Source organism: Methanosarcina vacuolata Z-761, assembly GCF_000969905.1.
GTDB lineage: Archaea > Halobacteriota > Methanosarcinia > Methanosarcinales > Methanosarcinaceae > Methanosarcina > Methanosarcina vacuolata.
Genome location: NZ_CP009520.1, coordinates 856,822 through 875,414 on the forward strand (window position 1 = coordinate 856,822; position 18,593 = coordinate 875,414).

Sequence of the window (18,593 nt, forward strand, 5' to 3'; positions counted from 1 at the left end):
GGAATGGGTTGATAATAACTGCTCAGTTAGAAAATACCCAAACCAAAAATAGAAAATGGCTCTTCGTTGTTTTGTGTGGCTATCCTCATAATATTCTCATAAAAACCATGTGATCTTGAATTGAAAATCATTTTATCCATAGAGATAGCAAAGAGCCAGAAATTAAGCTTGAATGTGCTTTTATAATCACTCATTAATTTTCTCTTCACAAAACTCTTTTCCTTTCTCAGCGGCTTCATTTCCAGGGCTGAGTTTCAGGGCCCGTATATAACACTTGAAAGCCTCACCGTACTCAGCAAATTCGCAGAGCAAATCCCCTCCGCTAAGAAGAGAGTTGAGGTGTTCGTGGTCGTTTTCAAGAGCGTTCCTGAAGGCATTAAGGGCTTTTTCCTTTTCTCCAAGCTCAAGAAGTGCGTTGCCTTTCCAGTACCATGTCTCAGCATTGTCAGGCTTCATAATAGGTGCTTCATTTCGGGATAAGAAACTGAACCTGGGAACCTTGCAGGCCCAGTCCGAAGCTTTCCCGGGTTCGATTACCAGGGCTTCGTCAAAAGTCTCAAGAGCTTTTTTTAGAAGCCCCATCCTGAAATATACTATGCCCTGGCTAGTCAGGATTTTGGAGGATTTCGGGTCAAATGCAAGCGCTTTTTCGAAAGCTTCAAGGGCTTCTTCGTTCCGGTCCAGAGCTGAGAGCACGAAACCCCGGTTGGACCACTCGGTAGGGTTTTCAGGCTTAAGTTCAAGGGCGGAATCAACAATCTCCAGAGCTTCTTCATATCTTTCAAGCTTGAAAAGAACCATCCCGTAACATGATATGGTCTCCAGGTTTTTATCAAGAAACTCTTTCCCTCGGGCCTCTTTTCCTTTTTCGAAAAGCATATCTGCCATTTCTTTCCAGGCATCAGCTGCTTCTCCATAGGCAGCAAGTGCGTCTTCGAACTTCCCTACCTTAAAGGAAATTCTGCCTTTTTTGCAGTTTTCTTCTGCCGACCTGTTAAGCTCCTTAAGGGTATTTGCCGTTTTTGTCGTTTTTGTCAGTTTATCAATTTTTGCCGTTATTGCCATTTTTACCATTTTTTGCCTCTTTTATGTCTATGTTCACAGCTACTTAAAATAAGTATGAGATTAATAATTTGCATGAAAATACTGCTATCTGCAAGCACTTTCATTGGTTGTGCATGTTATTCAAAGGAGATCATGTGCGTTTTTTAAAAATCATTTTTGGACAGGTTCCTTTAGTTAAGCAGAATTTAGAATACGGTAATTCAGATCAAGAATACGACCCTAATTTGATAGATTCTGCTAAAATACTGTATTTTATTGCAAAAAACACATTGTTTTGACGCATTAACCTGGGGTAAAATGAAATATGTCAGTAATCAATAAACACAAGAACTAAATTTGAATTGTATAAAGAAAACAGAAGCCTGAAGTCCATTTATATATTATAAAATTATATAATTGGTCATCGGTTAAGGAATTTTCTTGTCTGAAAGCTATTTATTTTACATTAGAAGCCGGCCAATATTATAGATTACTCGCAATAGAAAAGCACAGGATGAAGAAAAAGAGAGTACGACTTTTCAGTTTTTCTTTCTGTTTTTTCTTTCCATTTTTTCTTTCCGTTTTTTCTTTCTGTTTTTTCTTTCCGTTTTTCTCTGATTGTGAAATTTGGAAAAGCTTTTCCCTTTCCAGGTATAATTCTCTTTTGATACTTCTGCCCTAAGGTTAAAGGTGAAATAATGGATTATATGCAGCATTCCTGATTTCTCAGTTTTTTTCTCTAAAATGAGCCTGCTAAATTCCATCCTGCTGTATGAGATACCTGGGGTAAAGGTCTTATTTTCAGTTGCGGCAAAGATTTCGAACATTTTCATTTTATATGGAGATTATCAGATTTCAAACAGTTTGAAATTTAGAAAGCTCTTGAGTTGAAAAATGGAACATTAAACAGGCTGGAAAAGTCTATTTATTGGGTATAGAGTTTCATTGAAATATTTATATATTAATAAACTCAAAAAATACCCGTAATTAAGAGAGTAGGGAAATTCATCGCAACACTTATACATGTCTTATGACATTTACTCGCAGGTTCAGATGATGAAAGCAGTACTAGGCTTAGAAGACGGAACAGTTATTAGGGGCACCGGTTTTGGTGCCGAAGGCACAGCTTGCGGCGAACTTGTTTTTACCACTCAATTCACTGGATATGAGGAGGCTCTAACAGATCCTTCTTACAAGGGTCAGATTTTAATGTTTACTTACCCCCTTATCGGAAACTACGGTGTCAGCGGGGAGCGCGTCCAGTCCGATAACATGCATGCGGAAGGGCTTGTTGTAAGGGAGGCCTGCAAAAAGCCCTATCATTATAAATCATCCCGTTCGATCCACAAATTTTTAGAGGATGAAGGAAAGCCGGGGATTGAAGGCGTGGACACCCGGATGCTCACTATCAGAGCAAGGGAGCGTGGGACCATGAGGGCAGCCCTTATCACAGGCAGCGACGACGGGGAAGAGGCTGTTGATGTAGCAAGGAACTCTCCACAGCTCACGGATGAGGAACTTATCTCCCTTGTAACCTGTAAAGAACCATATTTCATTCCCGGAGCAGAAGGTGCCTGGAAAGGAGGCAGCAAACGCAAACATGCGGTTATAGTTGACCTCGGGATAAAACGAAATATCATAAACAACCTTCACAGGCGGGGAATTGACCTCACTCTGGTTCCTGCAACTGCAAAACCCTCGGAAATTGCAGGTTACGAACCTGACCTCCTTTTTATCTCAAACGGGCCAGGAGATCCCGAAAAAGCAACGGATGCGATCAATGCCGTAAAGGCTTTTGCAGGTACGATTCCGGTTTGCGGGATCTGTTTCGGGCACCAGATTATCTCCCTTGCTATGGGAGCAAAAACCTACAAGTTGAAATTCGGGCACAGGGGAGGAAATCAGCCAGTAAAGGACCTGATTGAAAACAAGATTTTCATAACTTCCCAGAACCATGGGTATGCAGTTGATGCGTACTCTCTTGACGGCACAGGGCTCTATGTAAAATACCTGAATGCAAATGACAAAACCGTAGAAGGGGTTTCCCACAAAGACCTGGATATTTTCAGTGTACAGTTCCATCCCGAAGCCCAGGCAGGGCCTATGGATACCGAGGAAACGTTCTTCGGCAAGGTTGTAAATGTCCTCGGAGGTGAGATTTAATGCCTAAACGTGAGGACATAAAGAAGGTTTTGCTTATAGGCTCAGGGCCAATCACTATAGGACAGGCTGCGGAATTCGACTTCTCAGGCAGCCAGGCCTGCAGGTCCTTAAAAGAGGAAGGGATAAAGGTTGTCCTTGTAAACTCAAACCCTGCAACCATAATGACCGATCCTGAAATGGCTGATTCGGTCTATATCGAGCCCCTTGATGCCAAGATAGTAGAAAGGATTATTGAAAAAGAGCGCCCAGACGGGATTATTGCAGGCATTGGAGGACAGACCGGCCTTAATATTACCAGTGAACTTGCAGAAAAGGGCGTATTTGAAAAATATAATGTCGAGATCCTGGGGACCCCTGTTGAAGCCATTAAAAACACTGAAGACAGGGAACTCTTCAAAGAGACCATGCTCAGGATCGGAGAAAAGGTTCCTTTAAGCCGGGCAGTTAATTCTTTAAAAGAAGCCGAAGACGTTGTCGAGGAACTCGGACTTCCCCTAATTGTCCGTCCGGCTTACACCCTCGGTGGTGCAGGAGGCGGAATTGCCCGCACAAAAGAAGAGCTGCTTGAAATCACGGAACGCGGGCTCAGGCGCAGCCGCATCAACCAGGTGCTCATTGAAGAAAGCGTGCTTGGCTGGGCAGAGGTCGAATATGAAGTCATGAGAGATGCAAACGATACCTGCATCGTGATCTGTAACATGGAAAATATTGACCCCATGGGCGTGCATACAGGAGAATCGGCAGTTGTTGCCCCTTCCCAGACTTTAAGTGATGCTGAGCACCAGATGCTCAGGAGTGCCTCAATCAAGATTATCCGAGCTCTCAAAATCGAAGGTGGGTGCAATATCCAGTACGCCTTAAAAGAAGGCGATTACCGCGTTGTCGAGGTAAATCCGAGGGTTTCAAGGTCATCAGCTCTTGCATCCAAAGCTACAGGTTACCCGATTGCCCGCGTAACTGCAAAAATCGCAATCGGAATGGCGCTTGATGAGATCATAAACAATGTTACTAAGAGCACCCCTGCCTCTTTTGAGCCTGCTCTGGACTATGTAATTACCAAAATTCCCAGGTGGCCTTTTGACAAGTTCACAACCGCAGACAAAACCCTGACTACAGCCATGAAAAGTACGGGAGAAGTCATGGCAATTGGCAGGACTATTGAAGAGTCTCTGCTAAAGGCTTTTAAGTCCCTGGATATCGACAACCAGTTAGGAAATAAGCACTGGGACGAGCCTGAAACTAAAACTCTCCTCAAAACCCCTACAAGTGAACGCCTTTTTGTTATCTTTGATGCACTTGAGAGGGGCATGTCGGTAAAGGAAATTGCCGAGCTTTCGAGCATCAACCCCTTCTTTATCTCAAAGATAAAAAGGATCGTGGATATGGAAAAGCGCATAAGGGCAGAAGAACTCACTCCTGACCTCCTGCGTGAAGCAAAAAGGATGGGTTTCCCGGACACCCGCCTTGCCGAGCTGACTGACAGGACCAGGCAGGAAATAAGTGACCTAAGACATGAAGCCGGAATCCTGGCTACCTTCAAGATGGTAGATACCTGTGCAGCCGAGTTTGAGGCAGCAACTCCTTATTACTATTCTACTTACGAAGACGACTGCGAGACAAATGCCACAGATAAGAAGAAGATTCTTATCCTTGGTGCAGGCCCGATAAGGATTGGACAGGGAATCGAGTTCGATTACTGTACTGTGCACGCAGTTACTGCTCTTCGGGAAGAAGGCATAGAGACCCACATTATTAATAACAACCCCGAAACCGTATCTACCGACTTCGATACCTCAGATAAGCTCTTTTTTGAACCTCTGACCCTTGAGTATGTGATGAACGTAATCGAGCGTGAGAGACCTGATGGAGTCCTTGTGCAGTTTGGAGGGCAGACTTCGGTAAACCTTGCAATTCCCCTTAAGCAGGAATTGAAGCGCAGGACCGACCTTAATACCGTGATCCTGGGGACGGACCCTGATGACATGGACCTTGCCGAAGACAGGGAAAAGTTCTATATCCTTATGCAGGAGCTTGGCGTTCCACAGCCTGAAGGCGGATATGCAACTTCCCATAAGGAAGCAATTGAGGTTGCGAAGCGGATCGGCTTCCCTGTACTTGTGCGTCCTTCTTACGTGCTCGGCGGGCGGGCAATGGAAATCGTATACGATGAAATCGACCTTGAACGCTATATGAAAGAGGCAGTCAGGGTCTCTCATGAACACCCAATACTGATTGATGATTTCCTTGAGGCAGCCTCTGAAATTGATGTGGATGCAGTCTGCGACCAGAAAGATGTGCTTATTGGCGCAATAATGGAACACATTGAGGAAGCCGGTGTTCACTCCGGAGACTCGGCCTGTGTAATTCCACCCCAGAGTCTTTCGCCTGAGGTTCTTGACCAGGTAAGGGACTATACCCGCAAGATAGCTCTTGCCCTAAAGGTCAAAGGGCTGATTAACATACAGATGGCAGAGAAAGGCGGGAAGGTCTATGTGCTTGAAGCAAACCCGCGTTCAAGCAGGACAATTCCTTTTGTTTCAAAAGCCGTTGGAATCCCGCTTGCAAAGATTGCAGCCAAGGTAATTGCAGGACACAGCTTAAAGAGCCTTGGATACACGGACGAGCCAAAACCCAACCATGTCTCAATTAAAGAAGTCCTCCTGCCTTTCGATAAGTTACCAGGTGCAGACCCTGTACTCGGCCCGGAGATGAAGAGTACTGGCGAGGTCATGGGGATTGACTACGATTTCGGAAGGGCATATTATAAGGCAGAGCTTGCAGCCGACAATGTGCTGCCTCTTACAGGAAAAGTCTTCCTTTCCATAAGGAACGCTGACAAGACCGAACTCGTGGACGTTGCAAAGAAACTGCAGGCAGCAGGCCTTGAACTTATGGGAACACAGGGCACTGTAAACTATCTTGCACAGCACGGGGTCTTCATGGATGTCGTGAAAAAGGTCCATGACGGAAGCCCGAATGTCATAGATATGATGCGCAGGGATGAGGTTGACCTTATTATCAATACCCCAACAAGCAAACAGTCTCGCAGGGACGGTTCAAGGATCAGGCGGGCTGCGGTTGATTTCAAGGTCCCGTACATTACCACAATGCAGGCAGCAATAGCCGCAGCCGATGCCATTGAAACTATGAAGAAGGGCGAGGAACTTACGATCAAGTCCATCAATGAGTACCACAAAGAGATGGAACAGTAAGATAAATCAAGGAAAAAGAGCTGTCAGCAGGTAACTCTTTAAGGGTACCTGTTGAAGAGTACTGCTCAATTCAAAACATCGGCCAACAGAAAATTTACATGTGAATCACAGCCGGCAGGGTGGCTTTCCATCCTCCGGCAAAACATAATCAGTTTTTGAATCTACCAGCCGCTGGCTGTTAAATATACAGGAATTAGATATCCTGTTGCCAAAATTATTAAACTTATTAACCTTATTAACCCTAGCGAACTTACTGAACTTACTGAACTTACTGAACTTACTGAACTTACTGATCCGTTAACACGTAAATCTATTAACAAGTCAATCCGCAATGTATCAATCCATTAGCGTGTCACTGGATTGGCATGTCAATCTTTTGGTTCTTATCATATCATATATCCGTTATCCGTTAAACAAGGGGTAGTAAAAGCATGGCAAAGAAAGTTGCACTTGCATATTCAGGAGGGCTTGACACCTCGGTGTGCATCCCCATCCTCAAGGAAAAGTACGGTTACGACGAAGTAGTTACAATTTCAGTCGATGTCGGGCAGCCTGAAGAGGAAATCAAGCGGGCAGATGCAAAAGCAGAGAAGATCAGCAACAAGCATTATACGATTGATGCAAAGGAAGAGTTCGTTAACGATTACGTCTTCCCCCTGATCAAAGCCAACGGAAGCTACGAAGGCTATGTAATGGGAACCTCAATTGCCCGCCCGTTGATCGCGAAAAAAGTGGTCGAGGCTGCCAGGAAAGAAGGAGCAGTAGCCCTTGCCCACGGCTGCACAGGAAAAGGCAATGACCAGCTCCGTTTTGAAGCTGTTTTCCGCCAGACTGACATGGACGTTATCGCTCCTATGCGGGAAATGAACCTGACCCGCGAGTGGGAAATCGACTACGCAAAAGAGCACGGAATCCCGGTGGAAGTCACAAAGTCCAAGCCCTGGAGCGTTGACGAAAACATCTGGAGCCGCAGCATTGAAGGCGGCAGGCTTGAAGACCCATCTTTTGTCCCGCCGGAAGAGATATTCGAGTGGACAACCTCGCCTGAAAAAGCCCCTGACCAGCCCAGGATTGTTGACATCGGTTTTGAAGCTGGAGTTCCGGTCTCCCTTGACGGCGAAAAAATGAGCGGCTACGCCCTTGTGAAGAAAATGAATGAAATCGCAGGCGAAAACGGCGTTGGTCGAACCGATATGATTGAAGACCGCGTGCTCGGCTTAAAAGCCCGCGAGAACTACGAGCACCCGGCTGCAACTGTTCTTCTGGCGGCCCACGCCGACCTTGAGAAACTCGTCCTGACCCGCAGCGAACTCAAGTTCAAGAAGATCGTGGATGACCAGTGGTCCGAACTTGCCTATTACGGGCTTGTGGACGAGCCGCTTTATGCCGACCTGAACGCTTTTATCGACAAGTCCCAGGAAAGGGTTACAGGTACAGTGAAAGTCAGGCTCTATAAAGGCGCCCTTACGATCCTTGCCCGCAGTTCGCCGAATGCCCTTTATTCCGAGGACCTGGTTTCGTTTGACAGCCAGACCATTGACCAGAAGGATGCAGAAGGGTTTGCGAAGTATCACGGGTTCCAGGCCAGGATGTACAGGAAAGTGATGGATAAGCAGTGAATTTTTGTCTGTTCCTTTTTAAGGAATAGGCTTCTTTTTCTCTTTTTTGAGATATTTGACTTCAATCCAATCTCGTTTTTTAATTTATTCTGAAGAAGTTAGTCAATATGTTTTTTAGGTAGCTAAAGTATTCATTTATGAAAACAAATGATTTCCGGAACGAATTCTTAAAACTTAAAGCAGAGGCATAAACGTAAATTTTCCGGAAAGTTAAAAATTTAAATGGAAAGAATTAAAAAGAATAATTTATTTATCTTGTGGTTTTAGGGAGTTAATGGTGTAAATATTAATGGATCAGGAAGAAATCGATAAAAAATGTAATAGTAAAAACCCAGAAGAACGCAAAAAGGGGTTACATCAACTAATTAATGATGTCGAATATCTTTCTGACAAAAAAAAAGTATGGGAACAATTAGTCAAACTGATTTCAGATAAATACATTTATACTTCATACAAAGACGTCAATTTGCTTTGGAAGACTGCAGATATACTTGGAATTGTTTTTTTACATGTACCTGACAAAAAGCAGGCTTCTGAAGACTTATACAGGCTGACTTCAGATAAAGATAGTGATATCAGATGGGCAGCGGCGAAGGTAATTGGAACTGTTTTTCAGCATGCACCAGACAAAAAGCAGGCATGGAAAGAATTAGCCATATTGTCCGCAGATAAAGACAGACATGTGCGATCGGAAGCAGTAAAGACAATTGGAACTATTTTTCAATATGCACCGGATAGAAAGCAGGCATGGGAAGAGTTAGTTAGATTAACATCAGATATAGATAGTGATTTGCGCTGGGAAGTTATAGATGCATTGGGAACTGTTTTTCAATATGTACCGGAGAAAAATCAGGGATGGAAAGAAATAATCAGATTGATTTCAGATAAAGATCCCTATATAAGTTGGAGGGTAGTAGATGTACTTGAAATTATTTTTCAATATGTACCTGACAAAAAACAGGCTTCTGAAGATTTATACAGGCTGACTTCAGATGAAGATAGTGATATCAGATGGGTAGCAGCAAAGGCGATTGGAACTGTTTTTCAATATGTGCCTGACAAAAATCAGGCATGGGAAGAATTAGCTAGATTGGCCTTGGATCAAAAAATCAATGTACGTTGGAAGGCAGCAGAGGCAGTAGGAGTTGTTTTCCAATATGTTCCGAATAAAACTCAGGCATGGGAAGATTTAGTTAGATTGACCTCAGATAAAGACCGTGATGTACGTAATAGAGTAGCAGAGGGGCTTAAAAAGAATTTTCAATATGTTCCCAATAAACAAAAGGCATGGGAAGACTTAGTCAAATTAATTTCAGATCAAAGTAGTGATGTGAGATCTGAGTTAGCAAAAGCAATTGGAATGGCCTTCCAATATGTTCCAGATAAAAAACAAGCATTACAAGATTTACACAAACTGACTTCAGATAAAGATACGTCTGTTCGAATTAAAGCATATCACTCTTTAGGCAGAATTTCTATTTACAATGCATCTCAGTCTAAGGATGAAGAAGTCTACCTTGATGAACTGAAAAAAGCAGTTGAATTTTTTGAAAAAGCAGCTAAAGAACCCAATTGGGATAACCCTTCTAAGTTTTGCTTTCCTTTTTACAGTTCATTTTATACAATAATTTTTGCTAAAAATAGAGATGCTAAAGGAGAGGTTGAAAAATACCTTATAGAAGCAAAAAACGAGATAAGAGGGTCAAAGAACAAAAAATTACTCTTAGAAATAATAGAAAGTCTCATGAGCGCATTGAATGAGGTCCAAAATTTAGAAAACATGAGTCTAGAAAAAAAGAAAGAAGAACTTGACTTTTACAGGAAATACTGTGAGCGAGCGGAGGAACTAATGAAGAATACTGAAAAAGCAGTACCATCCGCTACAAAAGTGATGAGAATTGGCTCGCGGATACTTGACCGAAAACTAAAATTTCTCCTCAAAGAAATCCAAGAAAAAGCAAAAATCGCGTGCCGGGAATCTCAAGGTACTGATACGGAAGAAATTGCATGCGCTGTCAAAAGAAAAGTACAAGGATGGAAAGCTGGTACTGAAGAAGAAATGGCACTTGACGCAGAGGACTTACTTACCTTTATGAAATCAAATGTTCCAAGGTTCCCAGAAAATGAGCACATTTTTGAAAAGATAAAAGAAATTGAAAACCAAAAAGATCTAAATTTATTGCTTCGCAGTATTCCTGATCTTCTTAAGGAGTTACCTAAAATTATGATTGATCCTGAGAGAGTTAAACCTACAATTGGAATTATTACTGCTTTACCAAAGGAATATGTAGCAGTTAATATTTTGATGGAAAACAAAAATGACAAATATAAGATTCAAGGTTCTGGAGCAGGCCGAAGATACTGCTTAGGAGAAATACTTTCTGAAGAAGGAGATAAACATAACTTAGTTTTGGCAACCGTAGGCATGGGAAATAACATTGCTGCAACAAGGGCATCTATTCTTCTTGAACACTTTCCAAATGTAAAATCAATTATCATGGTCGGCATAGCCGGAGGTGTTCCATATCCAGATAAGGCTGATGATCACGTTCGTCTGGGAGATATAGTTGTATCAAGTGAAAATGGGGTTGTCCAATACGATTTTATAAAGCAGGAAATTGAAGATATTACGCATAGAAATCCTCCAAGACCTCCAAGTGCTAGTTTGCTGGATGCAGTGAGATATCTTGAAGCCGAAGAAATTCTTGGAAATCGCCCCTGGGAAAAATATATAGACCAATCTCTTTCTATAATCAAAATCATTCGCCCATCTGAAGATAAAGATATTCTGTATTGCTCTGACAGCCAAAAAGATATAATAAACCATCCCAAAGACCCCAAAAGGATAAAGGGGCAACCTCGCGTCTTTATCGGATCAATCGCTTCTGCAAATATACTTCAAAAAGATCCTAAAGCAAGAGACAAATTAAGAGACAAATTCGGTGTCAAAGCCATTGAAATGGAGGCTTCAGGTATTGCTGATGCGACATGGAATCATGAAGTTGGATATCTGGTAGTAAGAGGCATCTGCGATTATTGTGATTCTCACAAAAATGATGAATGGCAGCAGTATGCGGCTGTTGTTGCTGCGGCTTATACGAGGGCTTTGATTGAGTCGATACCATAAAAATATTTAAGTTAACTATCTTTGGGAAGGAAATACCCAAAAAACCACAAAGTTACTAAAATTGAGCCAAGTAAGAGAAATGGATGTTTAGACAATTTAACTACGAGCCAAGAAATCCAATTAATTTCTGTGGGAACTATATTGTCAGTCAAATACTCAGTAGTCTTCTTTAAATTTTGGTTTGAGTTCCTTGAATCATCGATATCAAGACTATTAATAAACACTATTACTCCTATTATGAAAATTATCGAGGAAATTAACAAAACACCTTTAGGAATATCCGTAAACCAGTTCATAGTTCATTATACTCGCGAGAACATTTTAACTTTTTCAATATTTGGAGATTCAACGAAGAAAGAAAAAATTATTTTTCTTTGGAAAATTTCCTCACAATAAAAAATCACATAAATCAAAAAACTCTATCAAGTGTCTCTTATAAAGCTACAAAAATTGCGTTTTTTCGATTTCAGTTTTTTTAACAAACGTGTTTGGGGAAGATTCCAGTATCCGCCGGCCGGAAAAATATATTAAAACTGAAATGAACATGAAGAAGAGCCCACTTCAATCAGAAAATCCCCAAAGGAAAGATCACTTTCTTCAAAAAGGCCCTGCATAGACTCATTATCAAAATTTAGTGATAAATGTAAAATTCAAAATCACTATATTTTGTAATTGGTCACAATCCTTGTGATACAACTTAGGGATTGAGATCTTTAGATATCGAATATTAATCTTGGTGAAAACCTGATTTTTCTTGCTAATTCAGATTTTCAATCAAAAAATGCAAAAATCACTGGATTTTGAACCAGAGTCTCAATTTGCTAAAGTAAATAAAAAGAGCTCTATACCAATTTGTTAAAGTAAATGCTGAATTCAGTTCCATTATTCCTTTTAAGTTCAATGTAACCTTCTATTTGTTCAACAAGAATGTTCACAATCTGGAGCCCGAGAGAATCCGTATTCTGATGATCGCTCTCCTCCGGAAATCCATTACCATTATCGGATACTATCAAAATAAACTGAAATTTTTCTTTATTTATACAGTTTTGTTCTGTTCCTGAGTTTCTGACACTTTTATGTATTTTTTCACATTTTTCTATTGTATGAAGACTTACATCGATTTTTCCGCCTTTTTGGGCTGGAAAAGCATACTTCAGAGCATTTGAGATCAGTTCATTGACAATAATTCCGAGTGGGATTGCGGTATTCATGTCCAGATATATCTTTTCAAGTTCAAGCTTCAGGCTGATTTCCTCATTTCTTAATCTGTATGAATGAAAAAGATTATTCGTGAGTTTTTGGAGATAATCTGCAAAGTCAAGATTATTTACTTCTTCTCCTTTGTAGAGTTCTTCATGAATCAGAGCCATGGAGGTAACCCGATTCTGGCTTTCCCGAAATGCTTCAAGCATTTTTGCATCGGTAGATCTGTCAGCTTCTAGGCTGAGAAGAGACGAAATTACTTGCAAGTTATTTTTGATCCTGTGGTGGATTTCTTTTATACGAGCTTCATACGTTTTTTTAAGGGTAAAATCTGCAGCTTTTCTTTTTGTAATATCGCGAATTAAACTTTGTACACATCCCTGTGATCTGGAGTCTGCTGGAAGTTTCTGGAAAATTTGCAGAACCCATCTTGTTTCCCCGTCCTTTCTTAGTATTCTGTACTCTATTTCGGTAGAGAAATCGGACTCATACATGGCTTTTTTTAAGTTTTCACAAGCTAATAAACGATCTTCGGGTGTGATTATTTCTACCCACTTAATTTTACCGGAAAGAAAGTCTTCTTTATCGTAACCTGTGACGCCTTCTAGATCTCCATCTATGAATATTGGTACAAAGTTTTCTTTTACTCTGAGTCCTATAACACCTTCAATATTTTGTTCTAAAAGACAATTTTTTTCTCTTGAATAATTCATTTTTTTAGTTTCGATCTCATAAACAGATTTAAGCCATTCTTTACCTTCTTTAGTTTTCATGAGGATTTCAAGTAAATCAGGAATTCGAGTCTCATGTTCCTTTAATTCCTTAGTCTTTATATACTCGTATTTTCCAAAAAATTCAGATAATGCTAGAGATACTACATCGGAAATGCTAGAAAATTCGGGAGTTTTAGATAGTTCCTGGCACTGTTTCTTGATCCATGGAGATACTGTGGCGTTAATTTGTTCTTTTTTCTTTACGACTTTGGCCATTTATGATCTCCATTTCTTAACTTGATATATAGTTCTTTAAAATGTATATATAATGTAGTGAAGTTTTCACTACATTATATAGCAATTACTCCATAAAACGAAAAAAGAATATTTCGGGAATCAATTGAGGTTCATTTTCTATTATGATTCTTTTTAGATTGGAAAATCTAAACTATATTGATATTTTTATCTAAGTTAGTTCATCTTATTTGGTGAATATTTCATACTATATGATGAATAATTCACATAAATAGTTTTGTATTGGGTTTAAAATCATAGAATTGTTTATATTAGAGGCAACAGTATGATTTAGTAATGAAAGAGCGATTTACTATTTCAATGGACAATGATCTGGCACGATGGCTTGATAAATTATGTGACGAAAAAATATTCAGCAGCCGAAGTCACGGGATTGAATTTTGTGTTAAACAAATAAAAAAAATGAATATCGAGAAAGTTGTACTTTTACACTGGGGTAAAACAGAGGTAGAACCTGTTTTTTTATCGAAAAAAAACGCTCAAATACTTACCCAAATATCTGAAAAATTAAACCTCAGTCCCGAAGATACGCTGGGTATTCTTTTGTATAAAGAGTTAGAGGACATAAGTAAAAATACAGGATTAGAAAAAGATGTCAATGCCAGTGAATAATTCCTCATTTTAGCCGGATTAAAATTCCCCAATTTCCAATTCTCAAGAAAATATTGAGGATCATAAATAATGCTTAAAACAGAGGAATGGCTACTGATGCGAGATTTGTATTCACAAGGTTTCTGTATCAGTGAAATCGCCAGACAAATAAATCACGATAGGAAAACTGTGAGGAAATATCTCAATCTGAAGATGCAGCCTGAACCTTATAAATGTCTAACAAGACCCAGTAAACTTGACCCGTATAAACCTTACATACTCAAAAGGATTTATGAAGATTCCTGTGCCTCTGCTTGTCTCTATTGTGAAATCCAGAATATGAGCTTTGATGGAGGAGAAACTATAGTAACAGATTTTGTAAAAACTCCTTATAAATCTACAAAAACCACGAGGTTTTTGCTTTTACTTTTCATAACTCGTTTCTTAACAAACGTATTAGGGGAAGATTCCAGTGTCCGCCGGCCGAAAAATATATTAAAACTGAAATGAACGTGAAGAAGGGCTCACCTCAATCAGAAAAACCTCCCCAAAAGAGAAAGATCACTTTTTTCAAAAAGGCCCTGCGTAGGGCTCCTTATAAACTCATTTAAATCTAGAAAACTCACAGGTTTTCAGTTTTTCAATATCTACAAACGTATTTGGGGAAGATTGAGCAGTCCGCTGGCCGGAGAAATATATTTTAATTGAAATATACGTGATGAGAAGTTCACTTAAATTGGAAAGTTCTCCCCAATAGGGAAAGATCACTTCAATTAAAAAGGCCCTGCGAAGGGCTCCTTCAAAATCTGCAAAAAGTCACGGGCTTTTCAATTTTATTTTTCTGAACCTTGTCTCAACAAAAGTGTTCAGGGTCGATTTCAGCAGACAATTAGCAAGAAAAATATATTAAAACTGAATTCAATATAAATGGACTTGAGGTCTTCACAAGTCTTCTTCTTCAAGCCACTCTTCTCTTGAAATACGAGCTTGTTTAAGAATTCTTGTCAGAAGATCAATCCCAATTGCACCCTTATGTGGGTTGGGAATCGTTAAAACAAGATCTCCTTTTCTCATAAAAGGATGCTTTCCGCCAGAATAGGGACCTTCAAATCCCAGTTCTTGCAATCTTTTAACAAAAGTTCGCCAATCTACAGGGACTAGCTTAGACAACTGCAATATCTCCCGGTTCTTTGATCACATAGTCTCCAATCCGGGGCAGAGGCAGTCCGCTTCTCAATTTGATAACTATCCATTCATCAATGACTTCTTCTAGGTTTCTGCGACATTCTTCAAGTGTCTTGCCTGTAGCCCATACACCCTCAAGTTCGGGAACTTCTCCATAATAAGGTTCTTCATCATCGATTATTTCGTATTTTGCTTTCTCAAGAGCTGCGTGGATGTACTGGATGAGCATAATTACACCTTTCCGAACTGGTATATCTAGTTTTATGCTGTTTAAATCTTATATAGGTTATGTGAATCCGGTTAGACCTGTAAGAATTACAGTCTTCAATTTATCTTTTCTTGACAAATATTAAGGAACGTATTCGGGGAAGATTGAGCAGTCCGCCGGCCGGAAAAATATATTTTAACTGAATTGAACGTGAAGAGAATTTCACTTTAATCAGAAAAACCTCCCCAAAAGGGAAAGATCACTTTTATCAAAAAGGCCCTGCGAAGGGCTCCTTCTAGACTTCGTTTGAATTTGCAAAAACTACGGATTTCTATTCTCCCTGATTTCTACAAATGTATTCGGGGAAGATTTTCAGCGTACAGCCGGTAGGAAAAATATATTAAAACTGAATTATGGATTTGAACTCAGCAATTTCTTTACTTCACGGAGAATGTCTTCTATAAATACTTCGGGAGATTCTCTGGGTTCTGCTTCATTTCCGTGATGGACATGATATGGGAATGTTTTTAGATCTTTCCAGTGTGGAGAATTATCCCAACGCTTAATCGTTGCATCCTCTTTTTGCAATTGATAAGAATATCGTCTGAAATCGGGGCCCATACTCTCACTAATTTGCAATATGTAGCCATCTTTGAGAGCTGCTCTTGCTTTTAAAGCCTGGACAGGGGGTTCAACTATTGCTTTGAGAACTTTTAATTCAAGTACAATCTCACTGGATGAAAGAGCAGCAACAGTTTTGCTTATTGTCATAAAAACTGTTCCCAATATCGTGAAGCTGTGACATAGCTTTCCCAGATTATGAAATCATCCCACTCTTCAAAGTCTTCTTCCCCTACTCTCGAGTGGATTCTTTTTTCAAAAGCAGGAAAGTCCATACCGTACTTTTTCTCCATTTCAGCTACCTTTTTTCCATAGTAATCGATCTTTTGTTCAGCCTGGTCATGCACAAGTTGCTTTAATGCCTCCTGTTCGTCTTTATAAAGGCCTACTTTCACCATGTCACTGATAGGTTCAAAGATTTTACGAGGAATTTTTACGTACTCGATAGCTTCTCCCAATAGTATCACCTAACTAGCATTTTGTCTTTTCAATCTTAAATGTATTTGTATACTCATAGAATCTATCTTTTCCACCATATTTACAAAAATAGTTTTGAGAAATTAAGGCAGACCGCCGGCAGGAAAAATATATTAAAACTGAAATAAATGTGAAGAAGGGCTCACCTAAATAATAAATTTCTCCCACAAAGTAAAAGATCACTTTGAGCAAAAAGGCCCTGCGAAGGGCTTTTTATGTTTGTTAAGAAAAGATCTACAAAAATCACGGATTTTCAATTTCACTTTGGTTTCATAAATGTACTCGGGGTAGATTTAAGCAGACCGCCCGCGGGAAAAATATATTTCAATTGAATTGGAATAACTGAGAGGATTTCATTCCCTATTTGAGGATCCAGTTTCAGATGGCTCCTATGAAAACAAGATTCGGTTAACAGATCTTCAACTTAATCTGAAAACAGCCCAAGAAAGAAAAAAATCAATTTTAATGAATTGGTAAAAGGCAAGAAAGTCAATTATCCACCCAGTGTGATATCTTGATCTTGATAAAACTCTAGTGCATTGAATAAATGTTCTGGCTTAAAATCTGGCCACATTTCATCAACCACGTATATATCCGAATATACCGTTTGAACCGGAAGCATTCCACTGAGTCTATGTCTTCCTCCCCAACGGATAAGTAAATCTATTCTTGGAATCTCTGCTGATGCAATATTTTCTATCATTTTTTTACCATTTGAAGAGTTCTCAACTGCATATGTTAAATCCCAGTACCAACCATAATTTACTAAAAAATTTATCCTTACTTTACCTCTCCCAAATTTAGTCCTCTTTGTATATGCGAGTAACTCTTTTGGAAACATGTCCGAATTGGTATTCCCTACTACAAGAAGTTCAGCATCATGTTTGGAAAGTTCTTTAACTGACTTTATACAGGCATCTACAAACGCTTTTCTTTGAATTTGAGGCCTTTTTGTGTTATCTTGAGTGAATCCAAAAAAAGTAACTTCGCCTATTCCTATTTTTACGCATATATCATATAGCTCCAGGCCTGGAACTATTCCATGTTTATATCCTTCATGCTTTTCTAAGCCTCTGTCTAAAGCCCATCTCCTGTTTCCATCCGGTATTATAGCTATGTGTCCTGGTAGTCTTTTAAATTTAGGTATATCCAGAAAATAACCCCCTATTTCTTTGCTTAAAAATACTATAAATAATCTTCACTGAACTCAGCTAACGAATTTTATGCCTAGAATTTAGTTGGAAGTCTTAACTTTAATCAGAAAAATCTCCCCCATAGAAAAAAATCGTTTAATCTAAAAAAGCCCTGCAAAGTGCCCCTTATAAAGCTGCAAAAATCGCGGGTTTTTAATTTCACTTTTCCTAACAAACGTATTCGTGGGAGATTTTAAGCAGAGCACTGGCAGGAAAAATATATTTAAACTGAATTGAACATCGAAAAGAGTTCATTTAAAAAGGATATTCCGAAGCTATGTGAATTTTAAAAAAAGTAGAAAAGAAGTAAGTGTTGATTTAAACTTAATTACACAAATTACACTTAGTATCTTCGGTTTTCTCTGGGCGTCCTGTGGTTAGGAAGACACTCTCTGCAGTAAACCGGTCTTTCTGGGTCAGGTTTAAAAGGCACTTCGGTTTCAACACCGCAATCAGAACAGGTTGCTTTGTGCATTTCTCTTGGAGCGCCGAAATTAGAATTTCCTCTGAAGTTTCTGTCATTAAAAGCCATTTTTGTTTCACCTTGTTGTTTTTGTTAATTGTTTGAAAATAAGATTGTATAGAACTCTTTGATTAAAAACAAAAATTGGTTTTTAATAACAGATTATTATACGTCTCTTTATTTATCAACACACATACATAGCACTTAAAATATATAAATATATCTATAAAATAGAAACAGAATCTCTCAAATGAGAACAATTTCTAGGAATGGTTTGCAGGGAAAACAAAAGCCTATTTTCTTAGAACTCTTGAAACTCAGACCCAGTTGACATGTTTTCATTTTTAAAATAATCTTCCAAAAGAAGAGAATCACTTTGATCTAAAATACAGCCCTGCAAAGTTCCCCTTATAAAGCTGCAAAAATCAAGGGCTTTTCAATTTTGCTTTTCTTAACAAA

At 39.5% G+C, this 18,593-nt stretch carries 14 protein-coding genes and 1 pseudogene; 6 read left to right on the forward strand and 9 right to left on the reverse strand.

The genetic code is table 11. The annotated features are described in order from the left end of the window. Positions 1-186: 186 nt before the first annotated feature. Positions 187-1,074, reverse strand: coding sequence for a tetratricopeptide repeat protein (locus MSVAZ_RS03705; RefSeq protein WP_232316206.1), 888 nt, complete (start codon positions 1,072-1,074; stop codon positions 187-189). A gap of 1,026 nt (positions 1,075-2,100) precedes the next feature. Between MSVAZ_RS03705 and carA the strand changes: the two genes are divergently transcribed. The 4 genes from carA (at position 2,101) to MSVAZ_RS03730 (ending at position 11,165) form a co-directional block, all read left to right on the forward strand. Continuing rightward, positions 2,101-3,207: a glutamine-hydrolyzing carbamoyl-phosphate synthase small subunit gene (carA, locus tag MSVAZ_RS03715; RefSeq protein ID WP_048118225.1), complete on the forward strand. Its 1,107-nt coding sequence runs from the start codon at positions 2,101-2,103 to the stop codon at positions 3,205-3,207. Continuing rightward, the gene (gene carB / locus MSVAZ_RS03720) at positions 3,207-6,419 is read left to right on the forward strand and encodes a carbamoyl-phosphate synthase large subunit (RefSeq protein WP_048118228.1); all 3,213 of its coding nucleotides are present in this window, start codon (positions 3,207-3,209) and stop codon (positions 6,417-6,419) included. Before carA ends, carB begins: the two co-directional genes overlap by 1 nt. A 431-nt stretch (positions 6,420-6,850) precedes the next feature. Then, complete coding sequence (locus tag MSVAZ_RS03725; protein WP_048118231.1) at positions 6,851-8,038, forward strand: argininosuccinate synthase; 1,188 nt, start codon at positions 6,851-6,853, stop codon at positions 8,036-8,038. A gap of 289 nt (positions 8,039-8,327) precedes the next feature. After that, the gene (locus MSVAZ_RS03730; protein ID WP_048118234.1) at positions 8,328-11,165 is read left to right on the forward strand and encodes a HEAT repeat domain-containing protein; all 2,838 of its coding nucleotides are present in this window, start codon (positions 8,328-8,330) and stop codon (positions 11,163-11,165) included. Positions 11,166-11,176: 11 nt separating this feature from the next. Here MSVAZ_RS03730 and MSVAZ_RS20735 read toward each other — a convergent pair whose 3' ends face one another. Together MSVAZ_RS20735 and MSVAZ_RS03740 are read right to left on the reverse strand one after the other, a co-directional pair. Beyond that, positions 11,177-11,461, reverse strand: coding sequence for a hypothetical protein (locus MSVAZ_RS20735; protein WP_198146787.1), 285 nt, complete (start codon positions 11,459-11,461; stop codon positions 11,177-11,179). A 546-nt stretch (positions 11,462-12,007) separates the two neighbouring features. Continuing rightward, positions 12,008-13,357, reverse strand: a complete 1,350-nt coding sequence (locus MSVAZ_RS03740; RefSeq protein ID WP_048118240.1) for a sensor histidine kinase — start codon at positions 13,355-13,357, stop codon at positions 12,008-12,010. A gap of 315 nt (positions 13,358-13,672) precedes the next feature. Between MSVAZ_RS03740 and MSVAZ_RS03745 the strand changes: the two genes are divergently transcribed. Together MSVAZ_RS03745 and MSVAZ_RS03750 are read left to right on the forward strand one after the other, a co-directional pair. Then, positions 13,673-14,008, forward strand: coding sequence for a ribbon-helix-helix domain-containing protein (locus tag MSVAZ_RS03745; protein ID WP_048118243.1), 336 nt, complete (start codon positions 13,673-13,675; stop codon positions 14,006-14,008). Between the two features lie 69 nt (positions 14,009-14,077). Beyond that, a pseudogene (locus MSVAZ_RS03750) lies at positions 14,078-14,371 on the forward strand (IS21 family transposase); the annotation flags it as partial. A 558-nt stretch (positions 14,372-14,929) separates the two neighbouring features. On the opposite strand, the gene MSVAZ_RS03755 reads toward MSVAZ_RS03750, so the two are convergent. The 6 genes from MSVAZ_RS03755 to MSVAZ_RS03780 all read right to left on the reverse strand — a co-directional run bounded on the left by MSVAZ_RS03755 (position 14,930) and on the right by MSVAZ_RS03780 (position 18,203). Then, positions 14,930-15,157, reverse strand: a complete 228-nt coding sequence (locus MSVAZ_RS03755) for a type II toxin-antitoxin system HicA family toxin (protein ID WP_048118246.1) — start codon at positions 15,155-15,157, stop codon at positions 14,930-14,932. Beyond that, positions 15,150-15,401 carry a type II toxin-antitoxin system HicB family antitoxin gene (locus MSVAZ_RS03760; RefSeq protein ID WP_048118249.1) on the reverse strand — a complete coding sequence of 84 codons (252 nt, stop codon included), beginning with the start codon at positions 15,399-15,401 and terminating at the stop codon, positions 15,150-15,152. Before MSVAZ_RS03760 ends, MSVAZ_RS03755 begins: the two co-directional genes overlap by 8 nt. A 390-nt stretch (positions 15,402-15,791) precedes the next feature. Beyond that, positions 15,792-16,151, reverse strand: coding sequence for a toxin-antitoxin system TumE family protein (locus MSVAZ_RS03765; RefSeq protein WP_048118252.1), 360 nt, complete (start codon positions 16,149-16,151; stop codon positions 15,792-15,794). Further along, positions 16,148-16,468 carry a hypothetical protein gene (locus MSVAZ_RS03770; RefSeq protein ID WP_229394793.1) on the reverse strand — a complete coding sequence of 107 codons (321 nt, stop codon included), beginning with the start codon at positions 16,466-16,468 and terminating at the stop codon, positions 16,148-16,150. Before MSVAZ_RS03770 ends, MSVAZ_RS03765 begins: the two co-directional genes overlap by 4 nt. Positions 16,469-16,971: 503 nt before the next feature. Further along, on the reverse strand, positions 16,972-17,667 hold the full coding sequence (locus MSVAZ_RS03775; RefSeq protein ID WP_332310043.1) for an undecaprenyl diphosphate synthase family protein: 696 nt from the start codon (positions 17,665-17,667) through the stop codon (positions 16,972-16,974). Positions 17,668-18,014: 347 nt separating this feature from the next. After that, a complete protein-coding gene (locus MSVAZ_RS03780) occupies positions 18,015-18,203 on the reverse strand; it encodes a CxxC-x17-CxxC domain-containing protein (protein WP_048118261.1) in 189 nt (62 codons plus the stop codon). Positions 18,204-18,593 lie beyond the last annotated feature (390 nt).

Excerpts from the sequence above, each read along its gene's own strand:
- carB (WP_048118228.1), top strand. The coding sequence starts at position 3,207 with ATGCCTAAACGTGAGGACATAAAGAAGGTTTTGCTTATAGGCTCAGGG.
- MSVAZ_RS03725 (WP_048118231.1), top strand. The coding sequence starts at position 6,851 with ATGGCAAAGAAAGTTGCACTTGCATATTCAGGAGGGCTTGACACCTCG.
- MSVAZ_RS03705 (WP_232316206.1), bottom strand. The coding sequence starts at position 1,074 with ATGGTAAAAATGGCAATAACGGCAAAAATTGATAAACTGACAAAAACG.
- MSVAZ_RS03745 (WP_048118243.1), top strand. The coding sequence starts at position 13,673 with ATGAAAGAGCGATTTACTATTTCAATGGACAATGATCTGGCACGATGG.
- MSVAZ_RS03780 (WP_048118261.1), bottom strand. The coding sequence starts at position 18,203 with ATGGCTTTTAATGACAGAAACTTCAGAGGAAATTCTAATTTCGGCGCT.
- MSVAZ_RS20735 (WP_198146787.1), bottom strand. The coding sequence starts at position 11,461 with ATGAACTGGTTTACGGATATTCCTAAAGGTGTTTTGTTAATTTCCTCG.
- MSVAZ_RS03740 (WP_048118240.1), bottom strand. The coding sequence starts at position 13,357 with ATGGCCAAAGTCGTAAAGAAAAAAGAACAAATTAACGCCACAGTATCT.
- MSVAZ_RS03765 (WP_048118252.1), bottom strand. The coding sequence starts at position 16,151 with ATGACAATAAGCAAAACTGTTGCTGCTCTTTCATCCAGTGAGATTGTA.
- MSVAZ_RS03730 (WP_048118234.1), top strand. The coding sequence starts at position 8,328 with ATGGATCAGGAAGAAATCGATAAAAAATGTAATAGTAAAAACCCAGAA.
- MSVAZ_RS03760 (WP_048118249.1), bottom strand. The coding sequence starts at position 15,401 with ATGCTCATCCAGTACATCCACGCAGCTCTTGAGAAAGCAAAATACGAA.
- carA (WP_048118225.1), top strand. The coding sequence starts at position 2,101 with ATGAAAGCAGTACTAGGCTTAGAAGACGGAACAGTTATTAGGGGCACC.